The organism is Ketobacter sp. (assembly GCF_003671495.1).
In the GTDB taxonomy this organism is placed as follows: Bacteria; Pseudomonadota; Gammaproteobacteria; order Pseudomonadales; family Ketobacteraceae; genus Ketobacter.
On sequence record NZ_RCHN01000006.1, the window covers coordinates 156,842 to 181,783 of the forward strand.

20 protein-coding genes are annotated in these 24,942 nt (G+C 58.6%); 12 read left to right on the forward strand and 8 right to left on the reverse strand.

Annotated features, from left to right (window positions below; genetic code table 11):
* Both D9N14_RS02155 and D9N14_RS02160 read left to right on the forward strand, forming a co-directional pair.
* Positions 1–1,077, forward strand: coding sequence for a DUF4166 domain-containing protein (locus D9N14_RS02155; RefSeq protein WP_290576373.1), 1,077 nt, complete (start codon positions 1–3; stop codon positions 1,075–1,077).
* Positions 1,074–2,186 (forward strand): saccharopine dehydrogenase family protein, encoded by a 1,113-nt coding sequence (locus tag D9N14_RS02160; RefSeq protein ID WP_290576375.1) that lies wholly within the window; start codon positions 1,074–1,076, stop codon positions 2,184–2,186. The genes D9N14_RS02155 and D9N14_RS02160 overlap by 4 nt, the downstream gene beginning before the upstream one ends.
* Here the strand turns inward: D9N14_RS02160 and D9N14_RS02165 are convergent, their stop codons facing one another.
* Positions 2,187–3,170: an alpha/beta hydrolase gene (locus D9N14_RS02165; RefSeq protein ID WP_290576377.1), complete on the reverse strand. Its 984-nt coding sequence runs from the start codon at positions 3,168–3,170 to the stop codon at positions 2,187–2,189.
* A gap of 145 nt (positions 3,171–3,315) precedes the next feature.
* Between D9N14_RS02165 and D9N14_RS02170 the strand changes: the two genes are divergently transcribed.
* From D9N14_RS02170 to D9N14_RS02185, 4 genes are all read left to right on the forward strand, one after another.
* The gene (locus D9N14_RS02170; protein WP_290576379.1) at positions 3,316–4,716 is read left to right on the forward strand and encodes an SDR family NAD(P)-dependent oxidoreductase; all 1,401 of its coding nucleotides are present in this window, start codon (positions 3,316–3,318) and stop codon (positions 4,714–4,716) included.
* Between the two features lie 224 nt (positions 4,717–4,940).
* Positions 4,941–5,372, forward strand: coding sequence for a class I SAM-dependent methyltransferase (locus D9N14_RS02175; protein ID WP_290576381.1), 432 nt, complete (start codon positions 4,941–4,943; stop codon positions 5,370–5,372).
* A complete protein-coding gene (locus D9N14_RS02180) occupies positions 5,338–5,685 on the forward strand; it encodes a hypothetical protein (protein ID WP_290576383.1) in 348 nt (115 codons plus the stop codon). The genes D9N14_RS02175 and D9N14_RS02180 overlap by 35 nt, the downstream gene beginning before the upstream one ends.
* Before the next feature lie 70 nt (positions 5,686–5,755).
* A complete protein-coding gene (locus tag D9N14_RS02185) occupies positions 5,756–7,363 on the forward strand; it encodes a flagellin (protein ID WP_290576385.1) in 1,608 nt (535 codons plus the stop codon).
* Between the two features lie 35 nt (positions 7,364–7,398).
* On the opposite strand, the gene D9N14_RS02190 is transcribed toward D9N14_RS02185, so the two are convergent.
* The 3 genes from D9N14_RS02190 to D9N14_RS02200 form a co-directional block, all read right to left on the reverse strand.
* The gene (locus tag D9N14_RS02190; RefSeq protein ID WP_290576387.1) at positions 7,399–8,325 is read right to left on the reverse strand and encodes an alpha/beta fold hydrolase; all 927 of its coding nucleotides are present in this window, start codon (positions 8,323–8,325) and stop codon (positions 7,399–7,401) included.
* Positions 8,326–8,452: 127 nt separating this feature from the next.
* Positions 8,453–9,853, reverse strand: a complete 1,401-nt coding sequence (gene asnS / locus D9N14_RS02195; protein WP_290576389.1) for an asparagine--tRNA ligase — start codon at positions 9,851–9,853, stop codon at positions 8,453–8,455.
* A gap of 112 nt (positions 9,854–9,965) precedes the next feature.
* A complete protein-coding gene (locus tag D9N14_RS02200) occupies positions 9,966–10,274 on the reverse strand; it encodes a hypothetical protein (RefSeq protein WP_290576391.1) in 309 nt (102 codons plus the stop codon).
* 191 nt (positions 10,275–10,465) lie between these two features.
* On the opposite strand from D9N14_RS02200, the gene D9N14_RS02205 reads away from it, so the two are divergent.
* Positions 10,466–12,853: a putative bifunctional diguanylate cyclase/phosphodiesterase gene (locus tag D9N14_RS02205; RefSeq protein ID WP_290576393.1), complete on the forward strand. Its 2,388-nt coding sequence runs from the start codon at positions 10,466–10,468 to the stop codon at positions 12,851–12,853.
* A 72-nt stretch (positions 12,854–12,925) separates the two neighbouring features.
* Here the strand turns inward: D9N14_RS02205 and grxD are convergent, their stop codons facing one another.
* From grxD to D9N14_RS02220, 3 genes are all read right to left on the reverse strand, one after another.
* Positions 12,926–13,252, reverse strand: a complete 327-nt coding sequence (gene grxD, locus D9N14_RS02210; protein ID WP_290576395.1) for a Grx4 family monothiol glutaredoxin — start codon at positions 13,250–13,252, stop codon at positions 12,926–12,928.
* 109 nt (positions 13,253–13,361) lie between these two features.
* Positions 13,362–15,461 (reverse strand): molybdopterin oxidoreductase family protein, encoded by a 2,100-nt coding sequence (locus tag D9N14_RS02215; RefSeq protein ID WP_290576397.1) that lies wholly within the window; start codon positions 15,459–15,461, stop codon positions 13,362–13,364.
* A gap of 30 nt (positions 15,462–15,491) precedes the next feature.
* On the reverse strand, positions 15,492–17,102 hold the full coding sequence (locus D9N14_RS02220; RefSeq protein ID WP_290576399.1) for a hydantoinase B/oxoprolinase family protein: 1,611 nt from the start codon (positions 17,100–17,102) through the stop codon (positions 15,492–15,494).
* Between the two features lie 252 nt (positions 17,103–17,354).
* On the opposite strand from D9N14_RS02220, the gene D9N14_RS02225 reads away from it, so the two are divergent.
* From D9N14_RS02225 to D9N14_RS02240, 4 genes are read left to right on the forward strand one after another with little or no spacing between them, the layout of a single operon-like run.
* Entirely contained in the window at positions 17,355–18,533 is a 1,179-nt protein-coding gene (locus D9N14_RS02225) for an aspartate aminotransferase family protein (protein ID WP_290576401.1), read from the forward strand.
* 33 nt (positions 18,534–18,566) lie between these two features.
* Positions 18,567–19,481, forward strand: a complete 915-nt coding sequence (argF, locus tag D9N14_RS02230) for an ornithine carbamoyltransferase (protein ID WP_290576403.1) — start codon at positions 18,567–18,569, stop codon at positions 19,479–19,481.
* A gap of 5 nt (positions 19,482–19,486) precedes the next feature.
* Complete coding sequence (locus D9N14_RS02235) at positions 19,487–20,539, forward strand: ABC transporter ATP-binding protein (RefSeq protein WP_290576405.1); 1,053 nt, start codon at positions 19,487–19,489, stop codon at positions 20,537–20,539.
* 46 nt (positions 20,540–20,585) lie between these two features.
* Complete coding sequence (locus tag D9N14_RS02240) at positions 20,586–22,403, forward strand: methyl-accepting chemotaxis protein (RefSeq protein ID WP_290576407.1); 1,818 nt, start codon at positions 20,586–20,588, stop codon at positions 22,401–22,403.
* A gap of 23 nt (positions 22,404–22,426) precedes the next feature.
* Here the strand turns inward: D9N14_RS02240 and glpK are convergent, their stop codons facing one another.
* The gene (gene glpK, locus D9N14_RS02245; protein WP_290576409.1) at positions 22,427–23,914 is read right to left on the reverse strand and encodes a glycerol kinase GlpK; all 1,488 of its coding nucleotides are present in this window, start codon (positions 23,912–23,914) and stop codon (positions 22,427–22,429) included.
* A 231-nt stretch (positions 23,915–24,145) separates the two neighbouring features.
* On the opposite strand from glpK, the gene D9N14_RS02250 reads away from it, so the two are divergent.
* Entirely contained in the window at positions 24,146–24,934 is a 789-nt protein-coding gene (locus D9N14_RS02250) for a DeoR/GlpR family transcriptional regulator (protein ID WP_290576411.1), read from the forward strand.
* Positions 24,935–24,942 lie beyond the last annotated feature (8 nt).

The window sequence follows — 24,942 nt, forward strand, 5'->3', positions numbered from 1 at the left end:
ATGACTGCAACGGATCAATATTCAGGAGTGGACGGCAGCGTCTGGTTTATCTACGACGGCGACTGCCCGATTTGTTCCATGGCCTCCCACGCGCTTCGCCTCAAAGAGCAATACGGTCGGGTCACTCTGCTGAATGCACGGGAATATCCGGATCACCCACTGTTGCAGGAAGTGCGTGCACGCCAGTTGGATCTGGATGAGGGCATGGTGATTGTCCACAACCAGCATTTCTACCATGGCCAGGACGCCCTTCTGTTCATGGCGCAACACGGCGAGCCTCAAGCAGGGCTGCCGTGGCGATCTCGGGCAGGATTCAATCACTTCATCCGCCTGTTCCGCTGGCGACCACTCAGTAGACTGGCCTACCCCTGGATGCGGGCGATCCGCAATGGCTTGCTGCGCCTGCGCCACAAAGGGCCCATCGATAACTTGCAGCGGGCCCGGGAACCCATTTTCAAACCGGTGTTCGGTGCCCAATGGGATGCCCTGCCGCCGGTGATGAAAAAACACTACGCCATTCGCCCCTACAGTATCGACCAGGTCATTGTGGACGGGGTGATGGACGTAGTCTGTTTGCGGCCGCTCAACATGGCCAGACCCTTGTACCGGTTACTGGGCGCCATTCCCCTGACCACCGAATACGGTGTGCGCTGCACCGTGCATTTCAACAGCTCGCTGCGGGATCGCAGCTTTGGCTTCGTGCGGCATTTCTGGTTTGTCCACCAGCGCTTCTATCGGTTTCGCTCCCGCATGCTGGCACTGGGCGGCGAGCAGGTCATTGAAATCATGCGCTTCGGTTTCTGCTGGAAAATGCGTTACCGGTGGGAAGACGACAAAGTCAAACTGATCCACGACGGTTACGGTCTGTATTGGTTCGGCCACCTGATCCCGTTGCCGGTCACCTGGCTACTGGGGCGTGGAGACGCAGAGGAATGGGCCATCGACGACAACCGGTTCGCCATGAACGTGACCATGACCCATCCCCTCTTTGGCACCCAGTATTCGTATTCAGGCACCTTCACGGTCACTCAGGCTCTGGATACGGCCGACCAGCAGGAAGAAAGTTCCAGCCTATGAAGACAGTGCTGGTCATCGGCGGCTACGGAAACTTTGGTTCCTACATCAGCCAATCCCTGGCGAAAGAACCGGACATCCAGGTCATTGTCGCCGGCCGCAGTGCGGAGAAAGCCCAACGTTGCTGCCAGCAGCTGCAGGCGGTGAATCCGCCACTTGCTCTGCAGATGGACATCCGCGAGCCTTTGGATCCCGTTCTGGCCACACACCACCCCCAGGTAGTGATTCACACCTCCGGCCCGTTCCAGGGGCAGGGTTATCAAGTGGCGGCAGCCTGCATCCGGCAGGGATGCCATTACATTGACCTGGCGGACGGCCGTGACTTTGTGTGTGGCATCAGTCAACTGCAGGACGCAGCGGTGGCCGCCAAGGTTCTGGTGTGCAGCGGCGCCAGTTCGGTGCCGGGGTTGAGCAGTGCCATTCTGCTGCACTACCAAGCTCAGTTTCAGGCCCTGCACAGCATCGACTACGGCATCAGCACCGCCCACCGCACCAGCCGTGGTTTGGCCACCACCCAGGCGGTGCTGAGTTACGCGGGCCATCCGATCCGAACCTTGATTGAAGGGAAAACCACCCAGCTGATCGGCTGGCGGGATACCCGTTCATGGCCGTTCTGGCAGTTGGGCAGGCGCCTGCTGGGCAATTGCGACGTACCCGATCTGCAACTCTTCCCTGAGTATTTTCCCAGCCTCAAAACCATTCGCTTCCAGGCCGGTCTGGAGCTGGCGTTGCTGCATCGCACCTTGGCTGGGTTGGCGTGGTTGGTGCAGCATAAACTGTTTCCCAATCTGCAACATGCAGCCCGCCCCATGCTGGCGATGTCCAATCTGTTCGACCGCTTTGGCAGCGCCGACAGTGGCTTTTTTATGGTGATGGAGGGCGTCAACCAGCACGGCAAGTCACAGGCCCTGCGCTTTGATCTGGTGGCCCGTGAGGGGGATGGCCTGAACATTCCCACCATCCCCGCCATCGTGGTCGCATTGAAACTGTGCCGTGATAGCCTCGACACCCGGGGCGCCCATCCCTGCATCGGACTGGTCACCCTGGATGAATACCTGGAGCGCTTGCAACCGCTGCATATTGAGTGGCGCACCCTCTCCTCTAAAGAGTGACTAGCCGCTGACTTCCTGCAACCAATCCACCAACACCCGGTTCAGCGCCTGCGGTTGTTCCTGCTGCGTCCAGTGTCCGGCGTCTACGATCACCACTTTTTTCCAGTTGCTGCAATAGCCGTCCAGCAGATCATAGAAATGATGAGCGGCGATAAAATCCAGCTCCGACCCCACTGCCAACACCGGCACTTCGATGGACGGTAAGCCGTTGGGGTAGACCTGTTTCTGGTGTTCATAATCCAACGGCAGGCAACGGTACCAATTCAAGGCACCGCCAAATCCGGTGCGGGCATAGGCACTGGCGTAATAATCCAGCTCCTGATCTGTCAGTATTAATTCACCGGGCCAACTGGATTCCGCGTCATGAATCCAGTGTACGTGCCCGATGCTCTCGGCATCATGCTGACGACTGCGGGACAGGTTGGTGCCCTGCCCCGTATCCCGACGGGCATAGAAGCGGAAGGTGCGCGCCGGGTCCTCGTTGAATTTATCTTCGCAGGCCTGGGTTTGAAAGTAGGCAAAGTAGTTGTTGGGGCCATAGAGCTGGTTATAGAGATCCAGGGGATTCATGGGCATGTCTGCAAACGGTGAGTTGCAGGCACACAACGCTTTCACCCGCTCCTGATGATACAACCCCATGCCCCACACAATGGTGCCGCCGAAGTCATGACCGATGAATATGCCCTGCTCATAACCAAAATGATCCAGCAAACCGCATAAATCCCCCAAACGTTGCTGCAGGGTGTAATCCTCCTGGTTGGGCAACACCTGGGAATACCCCACCCCCCGCATGTCCAGGGCAATCACATGGAAGCCCGCCGCCGCCAATGGGGCAAACTGATGACGCCAGGAATAAGCCAACTCCGGCATCCCGTGACACAGCAACACCGGCCAGGGCTTGGCCTCCCCTTGCGGGCGCTGCTCATAGACGGCCAACTGCACACCGTTGACGCTGATCAATTGGGGATGGTGGAAGTCGGGCATGGGAAACTCCGGTTTAAGTGATTGTTTTTTATTGTGAGGAACAGGATTACAAATCAGGGCTGTTCTTTTTTGGTATACATCGTATACTAGAGCGCTATAACGAACAACAACATCACACAATAAAAAAACACCGGGAGAGCACAGCATGTCATTCGATTTCACAGGCAGGGTTGCCATCGTAACGGGTGCGGGCGGCGGATTGGGTTTTGCCTATGCCCAATATCTGGCGGAACACGGCGCCAACGTGATCGTCAACGACCTGGGTGGTGGCACCTTCGGATATGACGGCAAACCCAGCTCAAAAGTAGCCAGCGCCGCGGCGGAAAAGATCAACGCATTGGGTAAAGGGAAAGCCATTGCTGACGGCCATGATGTATCAGTCGCGAAAAATGCAGAGCGCATGGTGGAAACCGCGCTGCAGAATTGGGGTCGCATCGACATCATCGTCAACAACGCCGGCATCGCCAGTACCGAAGTATTCCCCAAGGTCAGCAAGGAAGAATACGACCTGCACCTGGGGGTACATGTGTTGGGTGCGCTGAATACCATGCAGGCCGCCTGGCCCCACATGATGAAACAGGGTTACGGCCGCATCATCAATACGGCGTCGGATTCTGTGCTGGGCTTCAGTCCCCAGGCCACCTACCCCTCCATGAAAGCGGCCTTGATCGGTCTGTCCCGCAATGCCGGTTTGTTGGGGCTGGAGCACAACATCAACGTCAATGTGATCATGCCGGCAGCATTTACCCGCCTGTCTGCCCTGTTGCCGGAAGGCGGCTTTCGCAACCATCTGGAAAAAGATTTCCAGCCGGAAAAACTGGCACCGGTGGTGTCCTATCTGTGCCACGAGAAATGCGACATCACCCGCGAGATTTTTTCCATCGGCGGCGGCAAGTTCTCCCGCATTGTGATGGCCTCCAGCGACGCCTTGCCGGTGGACATGACCATGGAATCCGTTGCAACCCAGATGAAAACCGTGATGACGGACGACACCAGCCAGCTGCAGATTTTCAAAACCACCTTCGATGATCTGAAAAACCTGGGCTTTTCCGATGAAGAGTGCCAGATGTTCTACGACATGACCGCCACGCAGCAGGAGCTGGGACCCATTGAAGCAGTACCCATCGACCGCGTGGACAACGTCTGGGACATCACCATCAAATCCCCCGTCGGTGACCAGTTCAGCCAGCTGGTGTTGAACTCCAGCGGCAGCCACGTGCGCGGCCATGTACTGAACGAAGAACACGGCAATCAAACGGTGCTGGACGGTAAAATCGAAAACGGCGATGCCCTGGTGTGGAAATGCAAGCTGACCAAACCGGTGCCCATGACCCTCACCTACCACGGGCAGGTGGATAAGGATCAAAACCTGCAGGGCAAAGTGGTGGGCACCCTGATGGGCAAAACCGTCATGGATTGCGCCTTCCTCGGTAAACCGGTGTTCGGTGATCCCGCAGAGACCGCCAAGCAGGCCAGCCGACAACAGGCGGAACTGGACAGCCAGAAAAAACCCGGGCTGTTAAAGCGGTTGTTCGCCAAAGCCTGAGACTTTTATTACCGGTTTATGATGCCGCTTTGTTGTGGTAACGGGCCAACCTCAGCGTTGGCCTTTTTTATCCTGTCTCACACCACCTGCTGCACTGATTCTTAATCACCCTTTTCTTAATCACCCTTTTCTTAATCAACCTTATTCTTAATCACCCTTCTCATTGCCAAAACCAATGCGTAAGATGCTGGTGACACCCGATCACATTGCAAAAGGCAAAAACGATGGCCGAATTCAAAGATTATTTTTCCACCGCGTCGGACGACTACAAACGCTTTCGCCCCCAATATCCGCAAGCGCTGTATCAATGCCTGGCGGACATTGCCCCCGGATCGCAGCTGGCGTTCGATGTGGGCTGCGGCAACGGCCAGGCTTCCCGGGAACTGGCTCCCTACTTTCAGCAGGTGCAAGCCAGTGACGCCAGCGCCGCGCAGATCGAGCAGGCGTTACCCCATGCCAACGTGCACTACCATGTGTCCCCGGCGGAACAGATCCACGCCGCGGACGCTAGTGTGGATCTGGTCACCGTGGCCCAGGCCATCCACTGGTTTCAGCACGATGCTTTTTTTGCCGAGGTGGACAGGGTGCTGAAACCCAATGGCGGCCTGGGGCTACCAGCTCTTGTATACGGACACGGAACTGGACCCCCTGATTGAGCACTTCCACAGCGACGTTATTGGCCCCTACTGGCCCCCGGAACGCGCCCTGCTGGACAACGGTTACACCCGCATCAGGTTCCCCTACCCCCGCTTGGAGACGCCGCCCTTCTTCATGGAGGAACAGTGGCAGTTTTCTCACCTGATCGGCTATCTCAACACCTGGTCTGCGGTCAAACAATATGAGAAGGCACTGGGGCAAAACCCCATCGAACTGCACTTCCATCAGTTGGAAAGCGCCTGGGGCAACCTGGAGCGGGAGAAGAAAATTTATTGGCCTTTGATTCTGTACGTTGGTAAGAAATCGATATAACCAGCCTAACCTGATTAATATTCAACCATTTGCGGCAGGGGTATAGTGTATAGCTGAGGAGGACCATGCTATGCCGCAGAACATCAACACCAACCTGTCGTCTTTGGTGGGTCTGCGCCAACTGAGCCAGACTCAAACCAACCTCAACCGAATTCTGGAGAAAGTCGCCTCCGGTCAGCGCATCAACAGCGCCCGGGATGACGCGGCCGGTTTGGCCATTGCCAATCGTTTCACCTCCCAGATCAACGGACTCACGGTGGCCAGCCGCAATGCCAGCGACGGGATCTCCCTGGCGCAGACCACCGAAAGCGCCCTGGAAGAAACCACCACAGCCCTGCAACGCATCCGCGAGCTCTCACTGCAGGCCGCCAACGGCACCCTGAATGCGTCCGACCGTAATGCCATACAACAGGAAATCGATCAGCTCAAACAGGAAGTGGATCGCATTGCCGACACCACCACTTTCAACGGCAAACGGGTATTGGACGGCTCCCTGGCGGAGCAGTCATTCCAGATCGGCGCCAATGCCGGTGAAACCGTTCAAGTCAGCGGCTTTGATGCCCGCAGCAGCGCGCTCGGTGGGCTGCCCGGGGCGTTACAGTCCAGCGGCAGCCGCGCAACCTTGGGCAGCACAGATCTGGGTAATCAGGGCATTCAGGAAGGTGACGCAGACACCCCCGCCATTACCGACCTGAGCATTCAAGTCAGCTCCGGTACAGCGGTGAATATTGCCGACGACGCCAATGGCGGCGCCATCGCTTCCGTTGCCGCAAGCGCAGAGCTCACCGATCCCGATGCGCAAAACTACGGCTCCGGTCTGGCGAAATCCATCGCTGAACGCATCAACACACTGCGGCAGTCCGGCACCGAGGGGCTGGAAAACGTCTACGCCAGCGCCCGCACCGAGTTCAACACCAACGATGTGGCGTCCGCCGATTTCAGTGGCAGCGTCAACACCAGCACGGCCACCAATGTGGCCGCCGGTGCGCTCAGCAACGGCGATCTCAACATCAATGGAGTCGACATCGGCCCGGCACAGTTTTCTGAAAATGATGGAAATGGCAGCCTGACGAACGCGATCAACGCCAGGAGCGACGTCACCGGTGTGACGGCCTCGATCAACGCTCAGGGTGAATTGCAATTACGGGCGGGTGACGGTCGCGACATCGTGGTCACCACATCCTCGGCCGCCGTCAGCAACCGCGTGTTTGGCGGTGGCGAGAACCGCTTCAGTGAGCGGTTTCAGGACCTGCGTGTGAGCGGCGAGGTGACGGTCAGCGCCGAGGACAGCCTGACCTTCGGCGGCACCGATGTGGCATCCGCCGGCTTGGATGCGCTGCAGGAGGATAACGTCCAGGCCACCGGCAGCGTGGCATCCATTGATGTCAGTACGGTGGCGGGTGCACAGTCCTCGGTGGAATCCATCGACTCCGCCCTGAACCGCATCGACAGTTATCGTGCTTCTTTAGGGGCTATCCAGAACCGGTTCGAATCCAGTATCCGCAACCTGTCCTCCGTCAGTGAGGCTCAAACTGCCGCCCGTTCGCGCATTGCCGATACGGATTTTGCGTCGCAGATCACCGCCCTGTCGCGGGAACAGATCAAGCGCCAGGCCGGCCTGGCCTTACAGGCCCAGGCCAACGCGCTGTCACAGCAGATATTGTCGTTATTGGCTTGAGTGTTTGCTTCTGAGCGTGAACAAACGGTTCGGCTTTAATCCAGAATAATACCGTAGCGGCCGGTATCTTCGGCAGGCGTGGATTGCTGCGCTTTGCTGACCCGCTCCAGAAAACGGCGGTGCTCGAAAATGATTTCGTCGGGTTTTTCCAACAACACCATGTGCCCGCACTCAGTGAGTTTCATAGACTCATGATGCGGAACATTCACCCGCCAGAACTCATCATCGAAGACGGGCGACATGCCGTCCTGATCGCCCTGAATGATCAGGCATGGGGCTTTCAAATGGCGAATCTGCGCCAGCAATAACGGGCTCGATTCCGAAAACTCCCGCATGGCCTGCAGCATGCTTTCCCGGTATTTACACACTTCCCGCAGGTTATAGCGCAACACAATCTTGGGAATGCTCGGGGGTTTGGCGAAGGCGCGCCGATAATAGTCCGCCAGCGGCTCCACGTCCGTGCCATTGAGCATATCGCTCACCTCTTCCACCTTCGACATCAGCAACTCACCACGGTTACTGAAGAGATTGGGAAAGGACATCAGGGCAATGGAGTCGACCCGCTCCGGCCGCGTGGCGGCAAAGTAGGTTCCCAACGCACAGCCCATGGAATGACACACCAGATGCACCCGTTCACACCGCAAACGGTCCACCACCCGGTCCAGCCAGATGCTCAGTTGACGTAGGGTATGTTTTTTCTGGGCAAAGGTCTGATGCAGGCACAAGCCGGGAATATCCACCGCCACCACACGATAGTGGCTGGTATAGGCCTGCATCAGGCTCCGCCACTGGGTTTTCGAACCCAAAATACCGTGCAGGAAAATCAGGGTCTCCCCTTCGCCCCCTTCCAGATACTTGAATTCCTCCCCCTCAATGTCCATATGCAGGGAGCGCAGCCCGCCCAGGTAGCCGCGCACATAACGGGAAAGGTTTCGCAGATCTTTGGATTCAATAAAACTCAAAACGTACTTCGACCCCAACTGGCAACAGGCATGAAATCAACTGCTGCGCATGGTGACACAGCAGACCGGTAATATCCGTTTACTTTTTGTGTTTGATCAGTTGCACGCTAAGACGGTTAGTCAAAACTCAGAACAAAGCGCTTCCCGGTACCCGCGGAAACGGGATGGCGTCCCGAATATTCTCCATGCCGGTGATGTAATTCAACAGCCGCTCAAAGCCCAGGCCAAAGCCCGCATGGGGAATGGTGCCGTAGCGGCGCAGGTCCCGATACCACCAGAGGTTCTCCGCCAGGCCCAGGGCAGCCATCTTGCGATCCAGAATCTCCAGCCGCTCTTCCCGCTGGCTGCCGCCGATGATCTCGCCGATGCCGGGCGCCAGCACATCCATGGCGGCACAGGTGCGGCCGTCATCGTTTTCCCGCATGTAAAAGGCTTTGATCTCCCGGGGATAGTTCATCAGGATCACCGGACGGCCAACGTGCTCCTCCGCCAGATAGCGCTCATGCTCGGACTGCAGATCCAGACCCCATTGCACTGGAAACTCGAAGGTTTTGCCACACTGCTCCAGTATCCGGATCGCTTCCGAGTAGTCCATGCGCACAAATTCAGAGGCAATGACATTCTCCAGGCGGCTGATCACCTCGCCGTTAATGTGCTTGGCAAAAAAGCCCATGTCATCTGCCCGCTCCTCCAGCACCGCTTTGAATACGTATTGGAGGAACTCCTCAGCCATATCCGCATTGGCATTCAGATCGGCAAAGGCCACTTCCGGCTCCACCATCCAGAACTCCGCCAGATGCCGGCTGGTATGGGAATTCTCGGCGCGGAACGTGGGGCCAAAGGTATACACCCGTGACAGCGCGGTGCAGTAGGCCTCGCCATTGAGCTGGCCGGACACCGTCAGAAAGGCTTCGTTGGCAAAGAAATCCTGGCTGAAATCCACCTTACCCTGGTCGGTTGTGGGCACATTGAGCAGATCCAGCGTGCTGACCCGGAACATCTCCCCCGCTCCTTCGCAATCACTGGCGGTGATCACCGGTGTGTTCACCCAGTAAAAGTTACGCTCGTTGAAATAACGGTGGATGGCCTGGGAGGCGGTATTGCGGATCCGGGCAATGGCGCCGAAAGTATTGGTGCGGGGCCGCAGATGGGCCACGGTGCGCAGGTATTCGAAGGTGTGCCGCTTCTTGGCCACCGGATAGCTTTCCGGGTCATCCACCCAGCCCAGCACGGAAACCTCAGCGGCCTGGATCTCCACCGCCTGTTCCTTACCCTGGGAGGCCACGATCTCACCCTGGACCACCAGACTGCAGCCGGCCCCCAGCTTCAGGATATCCGACTCGTAATTGGGCAGGCTTTTGTCCGCCACAATCTGAATGCCGTCAAAGCAGGAGCCGTCATGCAGATTGACGAACGAAAAGCCCGCCTTGGAATCCCGGCGCGTACGCACCCACCCTTTCAAGGTAACTGACTGTCCCACGGGTAGTTTTCCCGCCAGACAATCCACGATCTGAACCGGCCAATCCATAAAATTCCTTACTAAACCATGGAGTTATTGTTGCTCCTAGACTCCATCAGCGGCAGGAATTCGTCAACCCCCAATCGGCTGCCAATCGAATGAAGGTGCGTTCCCAGACAGTTCAGTGCAGGGCCCTGGCCACTTCACTGGCGGCGGTGGACAGATGGGTGAAGTTCAGCCTCACCTGATACATATCCAACACATTCTGCACCAATTCGCAGGAATCGCAGGTGGCCGAGAAGGAGGCCAGGCGCCCGGACTCCATGCGGGTGACATCCTCCAGCATAAAGGAGATCTCCTTTTCGGACTCCACCGCCACATCCGACAGCATCAAAAGACCATAATCATCCACTGCCATAACGTGGCCAATAACATGGTGTCCTTTTGCATCGAACACGCGGACATCGTGAAGAAACTGATTGGCTTGCATAGGTCTCACCTCCAAACTGTGACGAACATCACATTATCAAAATATGACCAAAAGCCAAAAAATTCTTTGGGAATAAGGAATTAGGTGGAAAGCATGGAAATTTCTAAAGCCCTGAAGAGTTTACACAGCAACCCTCCTAATTCGGCTCACTATACTGTTATTAATGCCCGTATTGTTGCAGTTGCCGGTTTATGAAGCTTCAAACCAAATTCCTTGTGATCCTCTTCCCTTTGGTGGTGGTCCCTCTGCTGCTGAACTCCTACATCACCCGCCAGCACTTTGCGGAAATGATGGGGGAAAGCGTGGCCCAGCAGAACAATATTCTGAAACAGCAGATGCTGTGGAACCTGGACCAGGCCCGGCAGGACAGCGCCAGCCTGGTGGCTGAAATCCTGAGCTATCCGGATTTGAGAGCAGCCTTTGATCAGCAGCAGGAACAACCGGAACTGCTGCAGTCCCGCTTGGAGCATTTCCAGCAGCATCACCCCAGGCTGCAATATGTGGAGGTTCTGTCCGACGCGGGTACCTCCCTCGCCCGGGTTCAGGCGGCTGCAGCCACCGAGCTACCGGCCACGCTGCCAGCGTCGGACCCGCTGCGACTGTTCCACGCCGATCACCACCTGTACATGCTCGAAAACCACCAACAACCCGCGGATGCCGCGGTTGCTCCCGGCCTCAGTATCCGTACCCTGATGCGCCTGCAGCAAATGGAGACCTTCATTCAGAGAACGCGCCGATCCTCCAACATCCTGCTGGTGTTACTGGATCACGGCAAGGTGCTGAGCGAAGAATCTGCCCTCAAGACGTTGTTGCCCCGTCAGGGTGAGACCGGCGACAACCAGCTGCAGTGGAACAGCAATCATTATCTGGTGAACCGCAGCGACATCACGCCCAGCCTGCAGATGGTGACGCTCACACCCACCGTAGACATGGAAGCCTCCAATGAAACCCTGAACAAAGTACTGTCCTATGTGGCCATCGCCAGCGGCCTCATCAGCCTGCTGATCCTGCATCGCAGCATTGCCACACTGGTGACCAACCCCCTGCAACGGTTTCAGGCCCTTACGCTCAACATCATCAACGGCAACTTCAAGCCGGTGAAGGTTATCCAGCGGCAGGATGAATTGGGGGTACTGTCACAATCCATGGAGACCATGCGGCAGCACCTGCAGGACACCTCGGAACACATTGAGGAGCTGGCCTATTTCGATCCCCTCACCGGCCTGCCCAACAAAGTCAGCTTCATCGACACCATCCAGCACCTGATTGAAAAGTCCCAGGTCTCCGGCCACCAGCTGGCCATCCTGTTCTTCGACCTGGACAACTTCAAACACATCAATGATGGACTGGGCCACGAATTCGGCGATGAATTGTTGATGCAGGTGAGCACCCGCTTAAAAGAATGCATCCGCAGTCACGATGTGATTGCTCCTGGCAACCATCTGGCGCTGCAGGATGCAGATGAGGTCATCGCCCGTCTGGGTGGCGACGAGTTCACTCTGGTATTGTCGAAGATCAATTCGCCGGATGAAGCCGCCAAGGTGGCCACCCGCATACTGCACAAGCTGTCCAAGCCCTTCGCCCTGCAGGACAATGACGTGTTCATCAGCGCCAGTATCGGCATTTCCATGTACCCCAAAGACGGTCGTACCCCGGAAGACCTGCTGAAGAACGCCGACACCGCCATGTACGCCGCCAAGGCCAGTGGCAAGAATCACTCCCGCTTTTATGATTCCAAGATGAACAAGCCAGTGCTGGAACGCATCGAGCTGGAAGCGTCCATGCGCTCTGCCCTGGCCAATAACGAATTCATTCTCTATTACCAGCCCAAGGTACCGCTCTTTGGCGAAACCCGTTTTGAATTTGAAACCCTGATGCGCTGGAACCACAGCGAAAAAGGCATGATCAGCCCCGGCCTGTTCATTCCCCTGGCCGAGGATTCCGGTTACATACAGACCCTGGGGGACTGGGCCATTGAGCAGACCTGCCGCCAGATTGAGTACTGGAATAAAAAGGGTTACAAGAATGTCACCGTGTCCACGAACCTGTCACCGGTGCAATTGAATTACGGCAATCCGCTGGACACCATCAAGCAGGCCCTGGCCAGCTTTGATATCCGCCCTGAGCAACTGGAAATCGAGATCACCGAATCCGGCCTGATGCAGAACGAGAAGCATGCGGTGCAACTGCTCAATGACATCAAATCCCTGGGGGTTCGCATTGCCCTGGACGATTTCGGCACCGGCTATTCATCCCTGGCCTATCTGCTGAAGTTTCCCATCGACACCCTTAAAATTGACCGGGCGTTCATTCGGGACATCGACTCCCACCCGGAGTCGCTGAAAGTGCTGGAATCCATTATCGGGCTGGCCAAAAGCCTGGACCTGCATGTGGTGGCCGAAGGTGTGGAAACCCGGGAGCAACTGGACCTGCTGCAGGCCCGCGAATGCAACTACATACAAGGCTTCTATTTTGCCCGCCCCACTGAGCCGGATGAAGCCATGGCGTTCTTTGAGGGACATTACACCGCTGACACCGAGATCAAAGACAACAGCCCGATCCAAAAAGCCGTGTCCTGATGCCAGGATGTGATTGCGGCAGAAATAGAAAAGGCGCCTATAAAGGCGCCTTTCTCAGCTTTGGAGATCAGCTTACTGGCCGGCGTCCGCCGCCGCTTCCTCCACCAGCCCCTGCAGTTCACCCTGCTGGGCCATTTCCAGAATGATGTCGCTGCCGCCGATCAGCTCACCCTTCACCCACAGTTGCGGGAAGGTGGGCCAGTTGGCGTACTTGGGCAGCTCCGCACGGATGTCCGGGTGTTCCAGGATGTTGACATAAGCGAAGGGTTTGCCCACCGACATCAGGGCTTCCACTGCGCGGGCGGAAAAGCCACACTGGGGAAACTGCGGCGTACCCTTCATGTACAACAACACTGAGTTACTGCCGATTTGATCTTTAATGACGTCGAGCGTATCCATAATGCACCTGCTAATGTAAAAGTCCCGCTATTGTATCAAACACCGGGGTCACTAACACCATACTTCCACTAAGGCTTCCTCCATTGTACTGGGTACTGGATAATGGCCTTCATGCCGCCACCACCGCCACCGGCACCCCATTCAGCGCCGCATTGCCGGATAACTCGTCCAAAAACTGGTCATCGGTGAGGTCATTCATACTGACCCCCGCATGGGCCTGGGCAACCCGGGCCTGAACACCCTGGCGTCCATGGCCCCAGCCGTGGGGCAGGCTCACTACACCGGGCATCACGTCCGCGGTGCTTTCCAGTTGCGCCACCACTTCACCCACCCGGGAGCTGACCCGCACCGGCTGCCCATCCTGCAAGCCCAACCGCGCCACATCATCGGGGTGCATCATCAACTGGCAGCGGCTCTTGCCTTTCACCAGGCGTTGATAGTTGTGCATCCAGCTGTTGTTACTGCGCACATGGCGCCGTCCGATCAGACGGAAAGGCCATTCGTCCTCCTCTTCCGTCTGCTCCAGCAGACGGGCCAGATCCTCCAGCACTGGCTCCGGGGCGCAGCGGATCAATTTGTCGCTGTGCACCAGGCGTTCCGGAAACTGGGAGGCATGGGGCCCCATATCCACGCCGTGGGGGTTATCCTTCAGCACCTGCAGATTCAGCTGATCCCGATAGGGTCCGCTCTGCAGGCCCATGTGCAACACCATCTCCGGGGCAAAGGATGGCAGGGGCTCCAGGCCCTTCAAGCGGCTCACTCGCTCCCCCAGGGCCGCCAGGATCTCCCAGTCATGCATTGCTCCGGCAGGCTTGTCGAACACCGCGGCACTGTATTTGGCGAAGTTGCGCACCGCAAAGACCGACAGCGCCAGATCGTAGTGGTCGTGCTCCAGGGGACTGGTGGGGGGCAGGATGACATCGGCGAAACGGGTGGTTTCGTTAATGTAGAAGTCAATGGACACCATAAACTCCAGGGAAGCCAGTCCCGCTTCCAACTGCTCCCCGTTGGGGGTCGACAACACGGGATTGCCGGCACCGGTCACCAGGGCCTTGATCTGGCCTTCACCGGGGGTGAGGATTTCTTCCGCCAACGCGCTGCTGGGCAACTCACCGCCGAACTCCGGCAGGCCCCGCACCCGGGTCTGCCACGCATTGAAGTGCCCCGCCTTCCCCATGGGGCCCCACACCATATCCACCGCCGGCAGGCTGAACGTGTAGCCGCCCGGCACATCCAGGTGGCCGGTAATAATATTCAGCAGCTGAATTCCCCACTGGCAGATGGCACCGAACTGCTGCACAGAGATGCCCATACGACCATAAATCGCCGCGTTCCGGGTATGGGCCAGGTCGTAAGCCAGTTGCCGGATGGTGTCCGCCTTGACCCCGGTTTTTTCCTCCGCCAATTCCGGAGTAAAGGTGGCGACAGCCTGTTCCGCCTGGTCCAGGTCCGCCAGGTGGGGCGTCAGGTGGCCGGTCTTGACCCAGCCGTTACTGAAAATCTCCCGGGCCATGGCCAGCAACAGGAAAGCGTCGGTGCCGGGGCGAATAAACGCATGCTGATCGGCAATCGCCGCCGTCTCGGTGCGGCGGGGGTCGATCACCACCAGTTTGCCGCCACGTTTCTGCAAGGCCTTGGCCCGCAGGCGGAAGCCGGGCACGCTCCACAGGCTGCCATTGGAGGCCATGGGATTACCACCGACGATGATCAACAGATCGGTATGATCAATATCCGGCACAGGCACCTGCACCTGGTGCCCGTACATCCAATAGCACATCAGCTGGTGGGGCAGCTGATCCACCGAGGTGGCGGAAAACCGGTTCCTGGTTTTCAGGGGTTTGAAGAAGTTGGCACCATGGGTCAGCATGCCCCAGTTATGCACCGAGGGGTTACCCAGGTAAATGCCGACGGCGTTGGTGCCGTGCTGGCCCTGGACCTCCACCAGCTTGGTGGCCACCAGGTCGAAGGCCTCCTCCCAGGCGATGGGCTGCCAGGTATCCCCCACGCGCCGCATAGGCTGGCGTATCCGATCCGGGTCCTCGTGAATATCGGCGATGGCCGTGGACTTGGGACAGACGTACCCCTGGCTGAAGGGATCGTCGGCATCCCCCTTGATGGTCACCACCTGGTCCCCCTGCGTGGTGATTTCCAGTCCACACATGGCTTCACACAGGTGACATACCCGGTAATGAGTTGTTGCTTCTGACATTCCCGTTTCCTCTCTCTACACAATGACGCTCTACATAATTACGCTTGTGTTGTTATGCTGTTCCGGTGCCTGACCCCAGCCACCACCACCCGGTGTCGCGATGCGCAGGACATCGCCGGGTTTGGCCTGAAAAGTGGTTTTCGCCGCCAGGGGTTCGCCATTCAGGGAATTTTGCCCCGGACTGCCAGGGGCACCGCCCTGCTGACCCCAGGGTTGGCTGTGACGACGCTCAGTTAGTAGTGAAACCGTGGCGGCCGTGTTGAACCGCAGCTCACGCACCAGCCCGTCACCGCCCCGATGGGCACCGGCACCGCCGGAACCACGACGGATTTCATAGCGGTTAACATGAATGGGATAGTGCAGCTCCAGGCTTTCCACCGGGGTGTTGAGGGTGTTGGTCATATGGGTCTGGAGCGCACTGAGGCCGTCCGCCCGTGGCGACGCCCCCATGCCTCCACCCATGGTTTCGTAATAGTCCCAGCGCCGGCCGTCCGGCTCGATGGCACCCATGGCGACATTATTCATACTGCCGTGGCTAGCGGCAGCCAGACGTTGTGGAATGGCCTGAGACAGGGCTCCAATGACCACATCCACCACCCTGGTACTGGTTTCCACGTTGCCCGCTGCCACCGCCGCCGGAAACCGGGCATTGAGCAGGCAGCCCGCTTCGGCACGCAACTCAATGTGGCGGAACGCCCCGGCGCAGGCCGGCAATTGATCCGGCATCAAACATCGAAACACATAAAATACCGCCGCGGCCGCCACCGACAACGGACAGTTCACATTGCCGCTGACCTGGGCTGAGGTGCCGCTGAAATCCACCACCACATGACCGTTGGCCACCTGCAGCCGGGCCTGAATGGGAATGTTGCGGGTGCCGGCCCCGTCATCGTCCAGAACATCGCGGAAGCAATAGTCGCCATCGGGAATCTGCTTCAGGCTCTCTGCCGCCAGCGTGGCCGCGTATTCATTCAGGCCCGCCACCATCTGGCGGTACTGGGCAACACCATAGCGCGCGATCAGTTGCTGCAGGCGTTTCAACCCGGTGCGGTTGGCACTGACCTGGGCGGTGAAATCGCCAATGGCCGCCAACACGTGGGGGGTCAAATGGGTTAGGTCCTCCGTGGCCAGGGACCCTGCCGGCAACCCCGCCAGACGCTCCAGTACGGAAGTATTCCAGCTGCCTTTTTGCAGCAAATGGGTGGGGGAAATCACCACGCCTTCCTCCTGCAGCGTGCGGGACACCGGCATCGACCCCGGCGCGGAGGCGCCGATATTGGCATGGTGGGCCCGGTTGGCCACAAACGCCGTTAACTGGCCTTCAGCGAACAAGGGTGCGATCACGGTGACATCCGGCAAATGGGTCCCGCCCATAAACGGGTCGTTCACCACCACCATGTCCCCTTCCTGCCATTGAATGCCGGCAACAATGGACGCCATGGCGAACGCCATACTGCCCAGGTGCACCGGAATATGGGCCGCCTGTGCCGTCAACGCCCCCTGGGCATCGAAAATGGCGCAGGAAAAGTCCAGACGATCCTTGATGTTGGGGGAAAACGCCGTGCGCTTGAGTGCTGCGCCCATTTCGTCACAGATGGATTCAATGCGGCTGGAAAACAGACTGAGCTCAATGGGATTCATAGGTGGAACTCGGTTTCAGGTTGTCGAACGTAGACCAAACAATGGTTTCCCAATCCAGCACCCGCTTCAACGGCGAAAAACGACAGCTTTCGGACAGCTGGAGGGAAACCACTGATTTTTCAAGGGCTGCCCCAGCCCCCGACGATTGCAACTGTCATGTTATCAGACTATGATAAACGGTTTCATCGGCAGCAATGGCTGCCTTTTTTGTTTGCGGTACCCTCAACAGTCTCAGGTTTTCAGGAACGATATATGGCAACAAGCGGTTTGATGACCACCTACAAACCCATGGCGGTGGCCTTCGAGAAAGGCGAAGGGGTTTGGCTCTACGACACCGACGGCAACAAGTATCTGGACTGCATCAGCGGCATCGCCGTGTGTGGCTTGGGACACTGCCACCCCCGCGTGACCCAGACCATTCAGGAACAGGCGCAGCGCCTGGTACACACCTCGAACCTGTACCGCATCCAACAACAGGAAGCCCTGGGCGCCCGGCTGGCGGAAGTCAGCGGCATGGAAGCCTGTTTTTTCGGCAATTCCGGCGCAGAAGCCAATGAGTGTGCCATCAAAATCGCGCGGCTCTATGGCCACAACAAGGGCATCGAAAAGCCCGCCATTGTGGTCACCGACAAGTCCTTCCATGGTCGCACCCTGGCCACCCTCAGCGCCACTGGCAGCCGCAAGGTACAAGCCGGCTTCGAGCCCCTGGTGCAGGGCTTTGTGCGGGCACCCTACGACGACCTGAACGCGGTTCGCACCATTGCCGAAAATAACCCCAGCGTGGTGGCCATCCTGGTGGAACCGGTGCAGGGAGAAGGCGGCATCAACATCCCGTCTGACGATTACCTGAAAGGGCTGCGCCAAATCTGTGATGATCATGGCTGGCTGCTGATGCTGGATGAGATCCAGACCGGCAATGGCCGTACCGGCACCTACTTTCATTACCAGCAGCACGAACTGATGCCGGATGTGGTCACCACTGCCAAGGGCCTGGGTAACGGCCTGCCCATCGGCGCCTGCCTGGCCCGGGGTGAAGCCGCTGCCACTCTCAAGCCCGGCAATCACGGCTCCACCTACGGCGGCAATCCGCTGTGCTGCGCCACGGCGCTGACCGTGGTGGACACCCTGGTCGCCGACAACCTGCCACAGCGGGCGTTGCAATTGGGTCAAAACATCCTTAACGATTTTAAAGCCCAGCTGAGCGGCGTGGCCATGGTCACCGACATTCGCGGTAAAGGCCTGATGATCGGCATCCAGCTGAAAAAGCCCTGCGCTGAGCTGGTGGCCCAGGCCAAAGAGCGCGGCCTGCTGATCAACGTGACCTCCGACAATGTGGTCCGTCTACTGCCAGCCCTGGTGATGAGCGACGCTGAGGCCGGGCAAATGGTGCAGGCGGTGAGCCAGCTGATCAGGGACTTCGCAGCCCAATAAACCCTGTTAACGATTTGGAATGAGATGTAAGCCATGGCAACACGGCATTTTCTGACACTGCTGGACGTGGAACCGGACCACCTTGAGAAGCTCCTGCACCGAGCCATCGAGCTGAAGCGCATGCTGCGCGACGGGGATCCGTACGAACCCTTCAAGAACAAAGTGCTGGCGATGATTTTTGAGAAATCCTCCACCCGCACCCGCGTGTCGTTTGAAAGTGCCATGATCCAGTGCGGCGGCGGCGCCATGTTCCTCTCACCGCGGGACACCCAACTGGGCCGCGGCGAACCGGTAGCCGACACGGCTCGGGTGCTGTCCCGCATGGCGGACATCATCATGATCCGCACCTTCGAACATGAGAAGATCGAAACCTTCGCCCGCCATTCCCGGGTGCCGGTGATCAACGCCCTCACCGATTCCTATCACCCCTGCCAGCTGCTGGCGGATATCCAGACCTATATCGAACACCGCGGCTCCATTCGCGGCAAAACCGTGGCCTGGATCGGTGACGGCAATAATATGTGCCACTCCTACATCAACGCCGCCCGCCAATTCGGGTTCCAGTTGCGTATCGCCTGCCCCCCTGGGTTTGAGCCGGATGCCACCCTGGTGGCCAACAACAGTGACCGCGTGACCGTGACCAGCAGTGCTGAAGCCGCCGTGACCGATGTGCACCTGGTGGTGACGGATGTCTGGGCCAGCATGGGCCAGGAAGAGGAGCAGGCCGCCCGGGAGAAAGCTTTCTCCTCATTCCAGGTCTCCCCTGCATTGATGAACAAAGCCGACCCCAGCGCCCTGTTCATGCACTGTCTGCCCGCCCACCGCGGCGAGGAAATCAGTGTGGACATGCTGGACGATCCCCGCTCTGTGGTGTGGGATGAAGCGGAAAATCGCCTCCATGCGCAGAAAGCGCTGATGGAATATCTGCTGGGCACCTGGAAACCCTGAATCGGATGGAACCACTGCTGCAACTGGATGGCGTCTGGTGTGCCTACGACAACAGCACCGTTGTCGAAGACCTGGGCTTTCACATCAATAAAGGGGATATCGCCTGCCTGCTGGGGCCCAGCGGCTGCGGCAAAACCACCACCCTGCGCGCCATCGCCGGCTTTGAGTCCATCCAACGCGGCAGCATCCAACTGGATGGCATGGAGGTATCCGCGCCCAAATTGCTGGTCCCCCCCGAGAAACGCAACCTGGGCATGGTGTTCCAGGATTACGCCCTGTTCCCCCACCTCACCATCCAGGAAAACGTGTGCTTCGGCCTGCGCCGGGCCTCTACCGCCAAGCGGCGCACGGTGGCCGCCCGGATGCTGGAACTGGTGGGCCTGGAAGCCTACGCCAAGCGCTACCCCCATGAGCTGTCCGGCGGGCAGCAGCAGCGGGTGGCTCTGGCCCGCGCCATGGCACCGGAACCCAGCCTTATCCTGCTGGACGAGCCCTTCTCCAACCTGGATGTGGACCTGCGTCGACGCCTGAGCCTGGAGGTGCGGGACATCCTGAAATCCCTGGGCACCACGGCCCTGCTGGTGACCCATGACCAGGAAGAGGCGTTTGCCGTGGCCGACCGCATCGGCGTGATGAACGAGGGCAAACTGCAACAGTGGGATACCCCCTACAACATCTACCACGAGCCCCTGAATCGCTTTGTGGCGAACTTTATCGGGCTGGGACACTTTATTCGTGGTAAAGCCCTGTCTCCGGAACTGGTGGACACAGAGATGGGTGTGATTCGGGGCAACCGGGCCTATCAATGGGTGCCGGAAAGCCCGGTGGACATCCTCCTGCGACCGGACGATATCCTGCCCGATCCGGACAGCCCGCTGCAGGCCAAGGTGCTGCAGAAAACCTTTACCGGCGCCTCCATGCTGTTCAAGCTGCAGCTGCCCACCGGCAGCATCGTGGAGGCTATCTTCCCCAGTCACAATGATCATGAAATCGGCACCATGGTCGGTATCCGGCTGGAAGCAGACCATCTGGTGGCATTCTCGTCGCCCACCCGCTAAGGGGTGCTATGCTTAAAAAAGTCTCATCTTTGGAAGCATTGTACCCATGTTGCAGGCATACCATTCGGCCCGAATCAAACTGATCACTGCAGTCATCCTGGCGGCGGTGGCCCTGCTCAGCCTGCTGTTCCTCAGCCAGCGGGACAGCGCCCGTGAGCATCTGAACGCCCAGCAACAGGTGCTGCAGGTGCTGACCAGTGCCAACCAGATTCAGGGGCTGGTGATTCAATTGCAGCAACTGCGTACCGGCACCGACCCCGCCGCTAACCGTCGCGTTCTCGAAGCCCTGCAGCAACACAGCCAGGCGTTGGCCCAGGTGGCCAGCCTCTCCTTCAAAAGCGCCGACCCTGTCTTGGAAAACACCGTGCTGGCCCTGATCAGACAACTGGGTGCCTATCAGCGTAACCTCAACGAGCTGGTGGCCTGGCAGGAGAAGCTGATCAGTACCCAGTCGGAATTGCAGCAAGAAACCCGCTCGTTAGAGCAGTACCTGAAGGAACAGAACGCGGTCTACCTGTTCAGCCTGTTCACGGACATGCAGGCGCAGCAATTACAGTTTCAGGTGACCCACAACCCGGAATCGGCCACCGCTGCGGGCACGCTGGCAACAACACTCCTGCAAGAGGTGCCTCTGTCCGAATTGCCACCGGAGGATTTCTCTGCGGCCGCCGAGAAAATCAAACAGCAGAGCGCCCTGTTCCGCACGCTGGTGAAACAACTGACCGAAGTCGAGTCGCGGCAGACCGCATTGCACGGCACCTTCTCCCGTTTGTCGCCCCTCAGTGCTGACATCGACCAGGGACTGCAACGGGGCGATACGCAGCAGAACAACGGGTCATTGGAATTGATGTTCGTGCTGACCCTGATTCTGGTGGCCTTTGGGGTGTACTTCCTGTTTGCCACCATTATCCACGGCTTTGAACGCAAGCAAAAGGAATTGCTCTCCAGTGCCATTGGCCTGCGCAACGGGGCCGTAGAAAACCTGGATCAACTGCAGCAACTGCTGGACACCGCTGCCCATCAGCGACGCCAGCGGGACGCCCTCATGGATCGGTTACTGACAAAGCTCGAACAGGGCGCCACCCCTACCCTGGACAGTGGCGACCTCAACCAACTGCTGGGCAGACAGTTGAGTGCGCTGAACGCCGACTCCCGGGAAGTGGATGCGGAATTTCACCGTATTGATGAGCAATGCCAGGCATCGATCGCCGCCGGCAGTGAGGCACTGGACTCCATCGACATCAGCCGCAGCAATCTGCAGTCCATGACCACCAATATCCATCAGCTCACCGATCAGATCAGTGCTGCCACCGGTCATATCCAGGAGCTGGCGCAAAACAGTCAGTCCATTGGCACCGTGGTGGACATGATCACCAACATCACCAGCCAGACCAACCTGCTGGCGCTGAATGCGGCGATCGAGGCAGCCCGCGCCGGTGAGCATGGGCGTGGCTTTGCCGTAGTGGCCGACGAGGTGCGTTCGCTGGCCACCAAGACGGCCAGCGCAGCAGAGGACATCAAAAAGCAAATTGCCGACATCCAACGCTCTGCCGCCGCCAGCGTGGACATGATGGAAGTCAGCCAACAGATGGTGGAGGCACGGGTGGAGGAAACCCAGAGCGCCGGCACCAGTCTGGAACAGGTCGCCGCCGCCATGTCCGGGGTGTCTGATTATCTGGAACAGATCCGCAGCATCACGCAGCGGGCCGAAGCCGGGGCCCAGCACCGCCGGGACCAGCTGGCCGCGCTGGAACACAGCCTCATCAAAGCCCTGGAACAGATGCTGGATCAGCACCAACACAAAGCCAGTGGCGGCGAAGTCCTGTCACTCTGCCGTGAACTGCAGGCGCTGAACCGGCCGTGAGGGAAACCGGCTGTGAGCCGGGTTTAGTCCGCTGTGCGCACCCGGGCCACTGCCCGCAGCCAGCCGTTATAGAGTCGATCGCGCAGCCCGTCATCCATGGCAGGACTGAAATGGCGCTCGCAATGCCAGAGCGAGGCAATATCCTCCAGGGACTTGTACACCCCCACCTGCAGCCCCGCCAGATAGGCCGCCCCCAGCGCTGTGGTTTCGATCACTGCCGGGCGGTCCACGTTGACATTGAGTACGTCACTCAGGAACTGCACCACCCAGTTATTGGCCACCATACCCCCATCCACCCGCAAGGTGGTGGGTTTGCCGGCGCCATCCGCCTCCATGGCGTGGATCAGGTCCTTGGTCTGATAGGCCACGGACTGCAGCCCGGCGGTCACAATATCCTTGATCCCGGTATCACGGGTGAGCCCGAACAGGGCACCCCGGGCTTCCGGGTCCCAATAGGGCGCCCCCAGCCCGGTGAACGCCGGCACCATGTACACGCCGTGTTCCACCCCCACTTCCTGTGCCATGGCCTCGGTTTCGCGGGCGTGGGAGATCAGGGCGATGCCGTCCCGCAACCATTGGATGGCGGCGCCGGCGATGAAAATACTGCCTTCCAGGGCGTAGGTCACCTCACCCTGCAACCGATAACCCACGGTGGTCAACAGGCGGTTCTGCGACGCCAACGCCTCGGAACCGGTGTTCAGGATCATAAAACAACCGGTGCCGTAGGTGCTCTTGATCATGCCAGGGCGAAAGCAGGCCTGGCCGATGAGCGCCGCCTGCTGGTCGCCGGCAATCCCTGCCACAGGCACCGGCCCACCCAGCCACTCCGGCAGAGTGACGCCAAAGTCCGCGGCGCTGTCTTCCACCTGCGGCAGCACGGCCTTTGGCACCCGGAAGATGGCCAACATGGCATCGTCCCATTGCTGACTATGAATATTGAACAACAGAGTCCGGCTGGCGTTGGTGGCATCAGTCTTATGGCTGGCGCCACCGGTAAGCCGCCACAGCAGAAAGCTGTCCACCGTGCCAAAGGCCAGCTCGCCCCGCTCCGCCCGCGCCCGGGCCCCTTCCACCTGGTCCAGAATCCAGGCCACCTTGGTGGCGGAAAAGTACGGGTCGATCAACAGCCCGGTAGCGTCCTGCACCTGGGATTCCAGGCCCTGCTTCTTGAGTTCCAGACACAGCGCGGAGGTGCGGCGATCCTGCCACACAATGGCCTTGTGAATCGGTTTGCCGGTGGCACGATCCCACAGGATGGTGGTTTCCCGCTGATTGGTGATGCCGATGCCGGCAATATCCGACGCCTGCAACTGGGCATTTTCCAGCGCCTCCCGGCACACTGACAGGGTGGTTTCCCAGATTTCCTCAGCATCGTGCTCAACCCATCCATCCGCCGGAAAAAACTGGGTGAACTCCTTTTGGGCTGAGGTCACAATGGTACCCCGCTGGTCAAACACGATGGCCCGCGAACTGGTGGTACCCTGGTCAATGGAAAGCAAAAATTGGCTCATGGCTGAGTCTTCCTTGTTATGTTAGGCCGGTGATCAATCCAGGTTTTGGGTCGATTCGATCACTGTGGGCAACTGTAGGTCAATGTGCTGATGCTTACAGTCGTGCAACGGCAGCCTGGGATCATAGCTGATTTTCGATAACAAACCGAATCAGTCACCATTTGGTGTATCATTCAGCACGAAACGAACACACCCTATAATAAAGACAGAAGTAACGAGCGAGAAAGTAACGTGGCCAATTTATCGCAAACCGCCCGCCATGAACACATTGTGGAACTGGTGAACGCCAAGGGTTTTGTCTCGGTAGAGGACCTGGCGAGCCATTTTGAGGTAACTCCGCAAACCATGCGTCGGGACATCAACACCCTGGCGGCTGAGAACCGGGTGCGACGCTTTCACGGTGGTGCCAGCGCCGCCCCCAGTACCCAGAACATCGAGTACGCCCAGCGCAAGTTGCAGCAATCCCCGGAAAAGAACCGCATCGCCAAGCGGGTGGCGCAACACATACCGGATCATGCTTCGCTGTTCATTAATATCGGCACCACCAACGAAGCCATCGCCAAGGAGCTGCTGGACCACACCGGCCTCAAGATCATCACCAACAACCTGCACGTGGCCGCCATCGTCAGCGGCAAAGAGGATTTCGACGTCATCATCGCCGGCGGTAAGGTGCGCAGCCGGGACGGCGGCATCATCGGTGAAGCCACCATGGATTTTGTGTCCCAGTTTCGCACCGACTTTGGCATCATCGGCATCTCCGGCATTGACGACGACGGTTCCCTGCTGGATTTCGATTACCAGGAGGTGCGGGTGGCCCAGGCCCTGATCAAGAATTCCCGGCAGGTATTACTGGCCTGCGATCACACCAAATTTGGCCGTCACGCCATGATCAAACTGGGGCAGGTTTCTGACCTGAATGTGCTGGTGACCGACCGCGCACCGGACGAGCATTTCCGCAGCCTGCTGCAGGAAGCGGGGGTCACCACCCTGGTGGCGGACGAAGACCTGGAATCAAACTGAGCACAACC

What these genes read in the sequence shown, in the direction of transcription:
- D9N14_RS02205 (WP_290576393.1), top strand. Translation starts at nt 10,466, where the DNA reads ATGAAGCTTCAAACCAAATTCCTTGTGATCCTCTTCCCTTTGGTGGTG.
- D9N14_RS02215 (WP_290576397.1), bottom strand. Translation starts at nt 15,461, where the DNA reads ATGTCAGAAGCAACAACTCATTACCGGGTATGTCACCTGTGTGAAGCC.
- glpK (WP_290576409.1), bottom strand. Translation starts at nt 23,914, where the DNA reads ATGAGCCAATTTTTGCTTTCCATTGACCAGGGTACCACCAGTTCGCGG.
- D9N14_RS02225 (WP_290576401.1), top strand. Translation starts at nt 17,355, where the DNA reads ATGGCAACAAGCGGTTTGATGACCACCTACAAACCCATGGCGGTGGCC.
- asnS (WP_290576389.1), bottom strand. Translation starts at nt 9,853, where the DNA reads ATGGATTGGCCGGTTCAGATCGTGGATTGTCTGGCGGGAAAACTACCC.
- D9N14_RS02200 (WP_290576391.1), bottom strand. Translation starts at nt 10,274, where the DNA reads ATGCAAGCCAATCAGTTTCTTCACGATGTCCGCGTGTTCGATGCAAAA.
- grxD (WP_290576395.1), bottom strand. Translation starts at nt 13,252, where the DNA reads ATGGATACGCTCGACGTCATTAAAGATCAAATCGGCAGTAACTCAGTG.
- D9N14_RS02170 (WP_290576379.1), top strand. Translation starts at nt 3,316, where the DNA reads ATGTCATTCGATTTCACAGGCAGGGTTGCCATCGTAACGGGTGCGGGC.
- D9N14_RS02185 (WP_290576385.1), top strand. Translation starts at nt 5,756, where the DNA reads ATGCCGCAGAACATCAACACCAACCTGTCGTCTTTGGTGGGTCTGCGC.
- D9N14_RS02175 (WP_290576381.1), top strand. Translation starts at nt 4,941, where the DNA reads ATGGCCGAATTCAAAGATTATTTTTCCACCGCGTCGGACGACTACAAA.
- D9N14_RS02165 (WP_290576377.1), bottom strand. Translation starts at nt 3,170, where the DNA reads ATGCCCGACTTCCACCATCCCCAATTGATCAGCGTCAACGGTGTGCAG.
- D9N14_RS02235 (WP_290576405.1), top strand. Translation starts at nt 19,487, where the DNA reads ATGGAACCACTGCTGCAACTGGATGGCGTCTGGTGTGCCTACGACAAC.
- argF (WP_290576403.1), top strand. Translation starts at nt 18,567, where the DNA reads ATGGCAACACGGCATTTTCTGACACTGCTGGACGTGGAACCGGACCAC.
- D9N14_RS02160 (WP_290576375.1), top strand. Translation starts at nt 1,074, where the DNA reads ATGAAGACAGTGCTGGTCATCGGCGGCTACGGAAACTTTGGTTCCTAC.
- D9N14_RS02240 (WP_290576407.1), top strand. Translation starts at nt 20,586, where the DNA reads ATGTTGCAGGCATACCATTCGGCCCGAATCAAACTGATCACTGCAGTC.
- D9N14_RS02220 (WP_290576399.1), bottom strand. Translation starts at nt 17,102, where the DNA reads ATGAATCCCATTGAGCTCAGTCTGTTTTCCAGCCGCATTGAATCCATC.
- D9N14_RS02155 (WP_290576373.1), top strand. Translation starts at nt 1, where the DNA reads ATGACTGCAACGGATCAATATTCAGGAGTGGACGGCAGCGTCTGGTTT.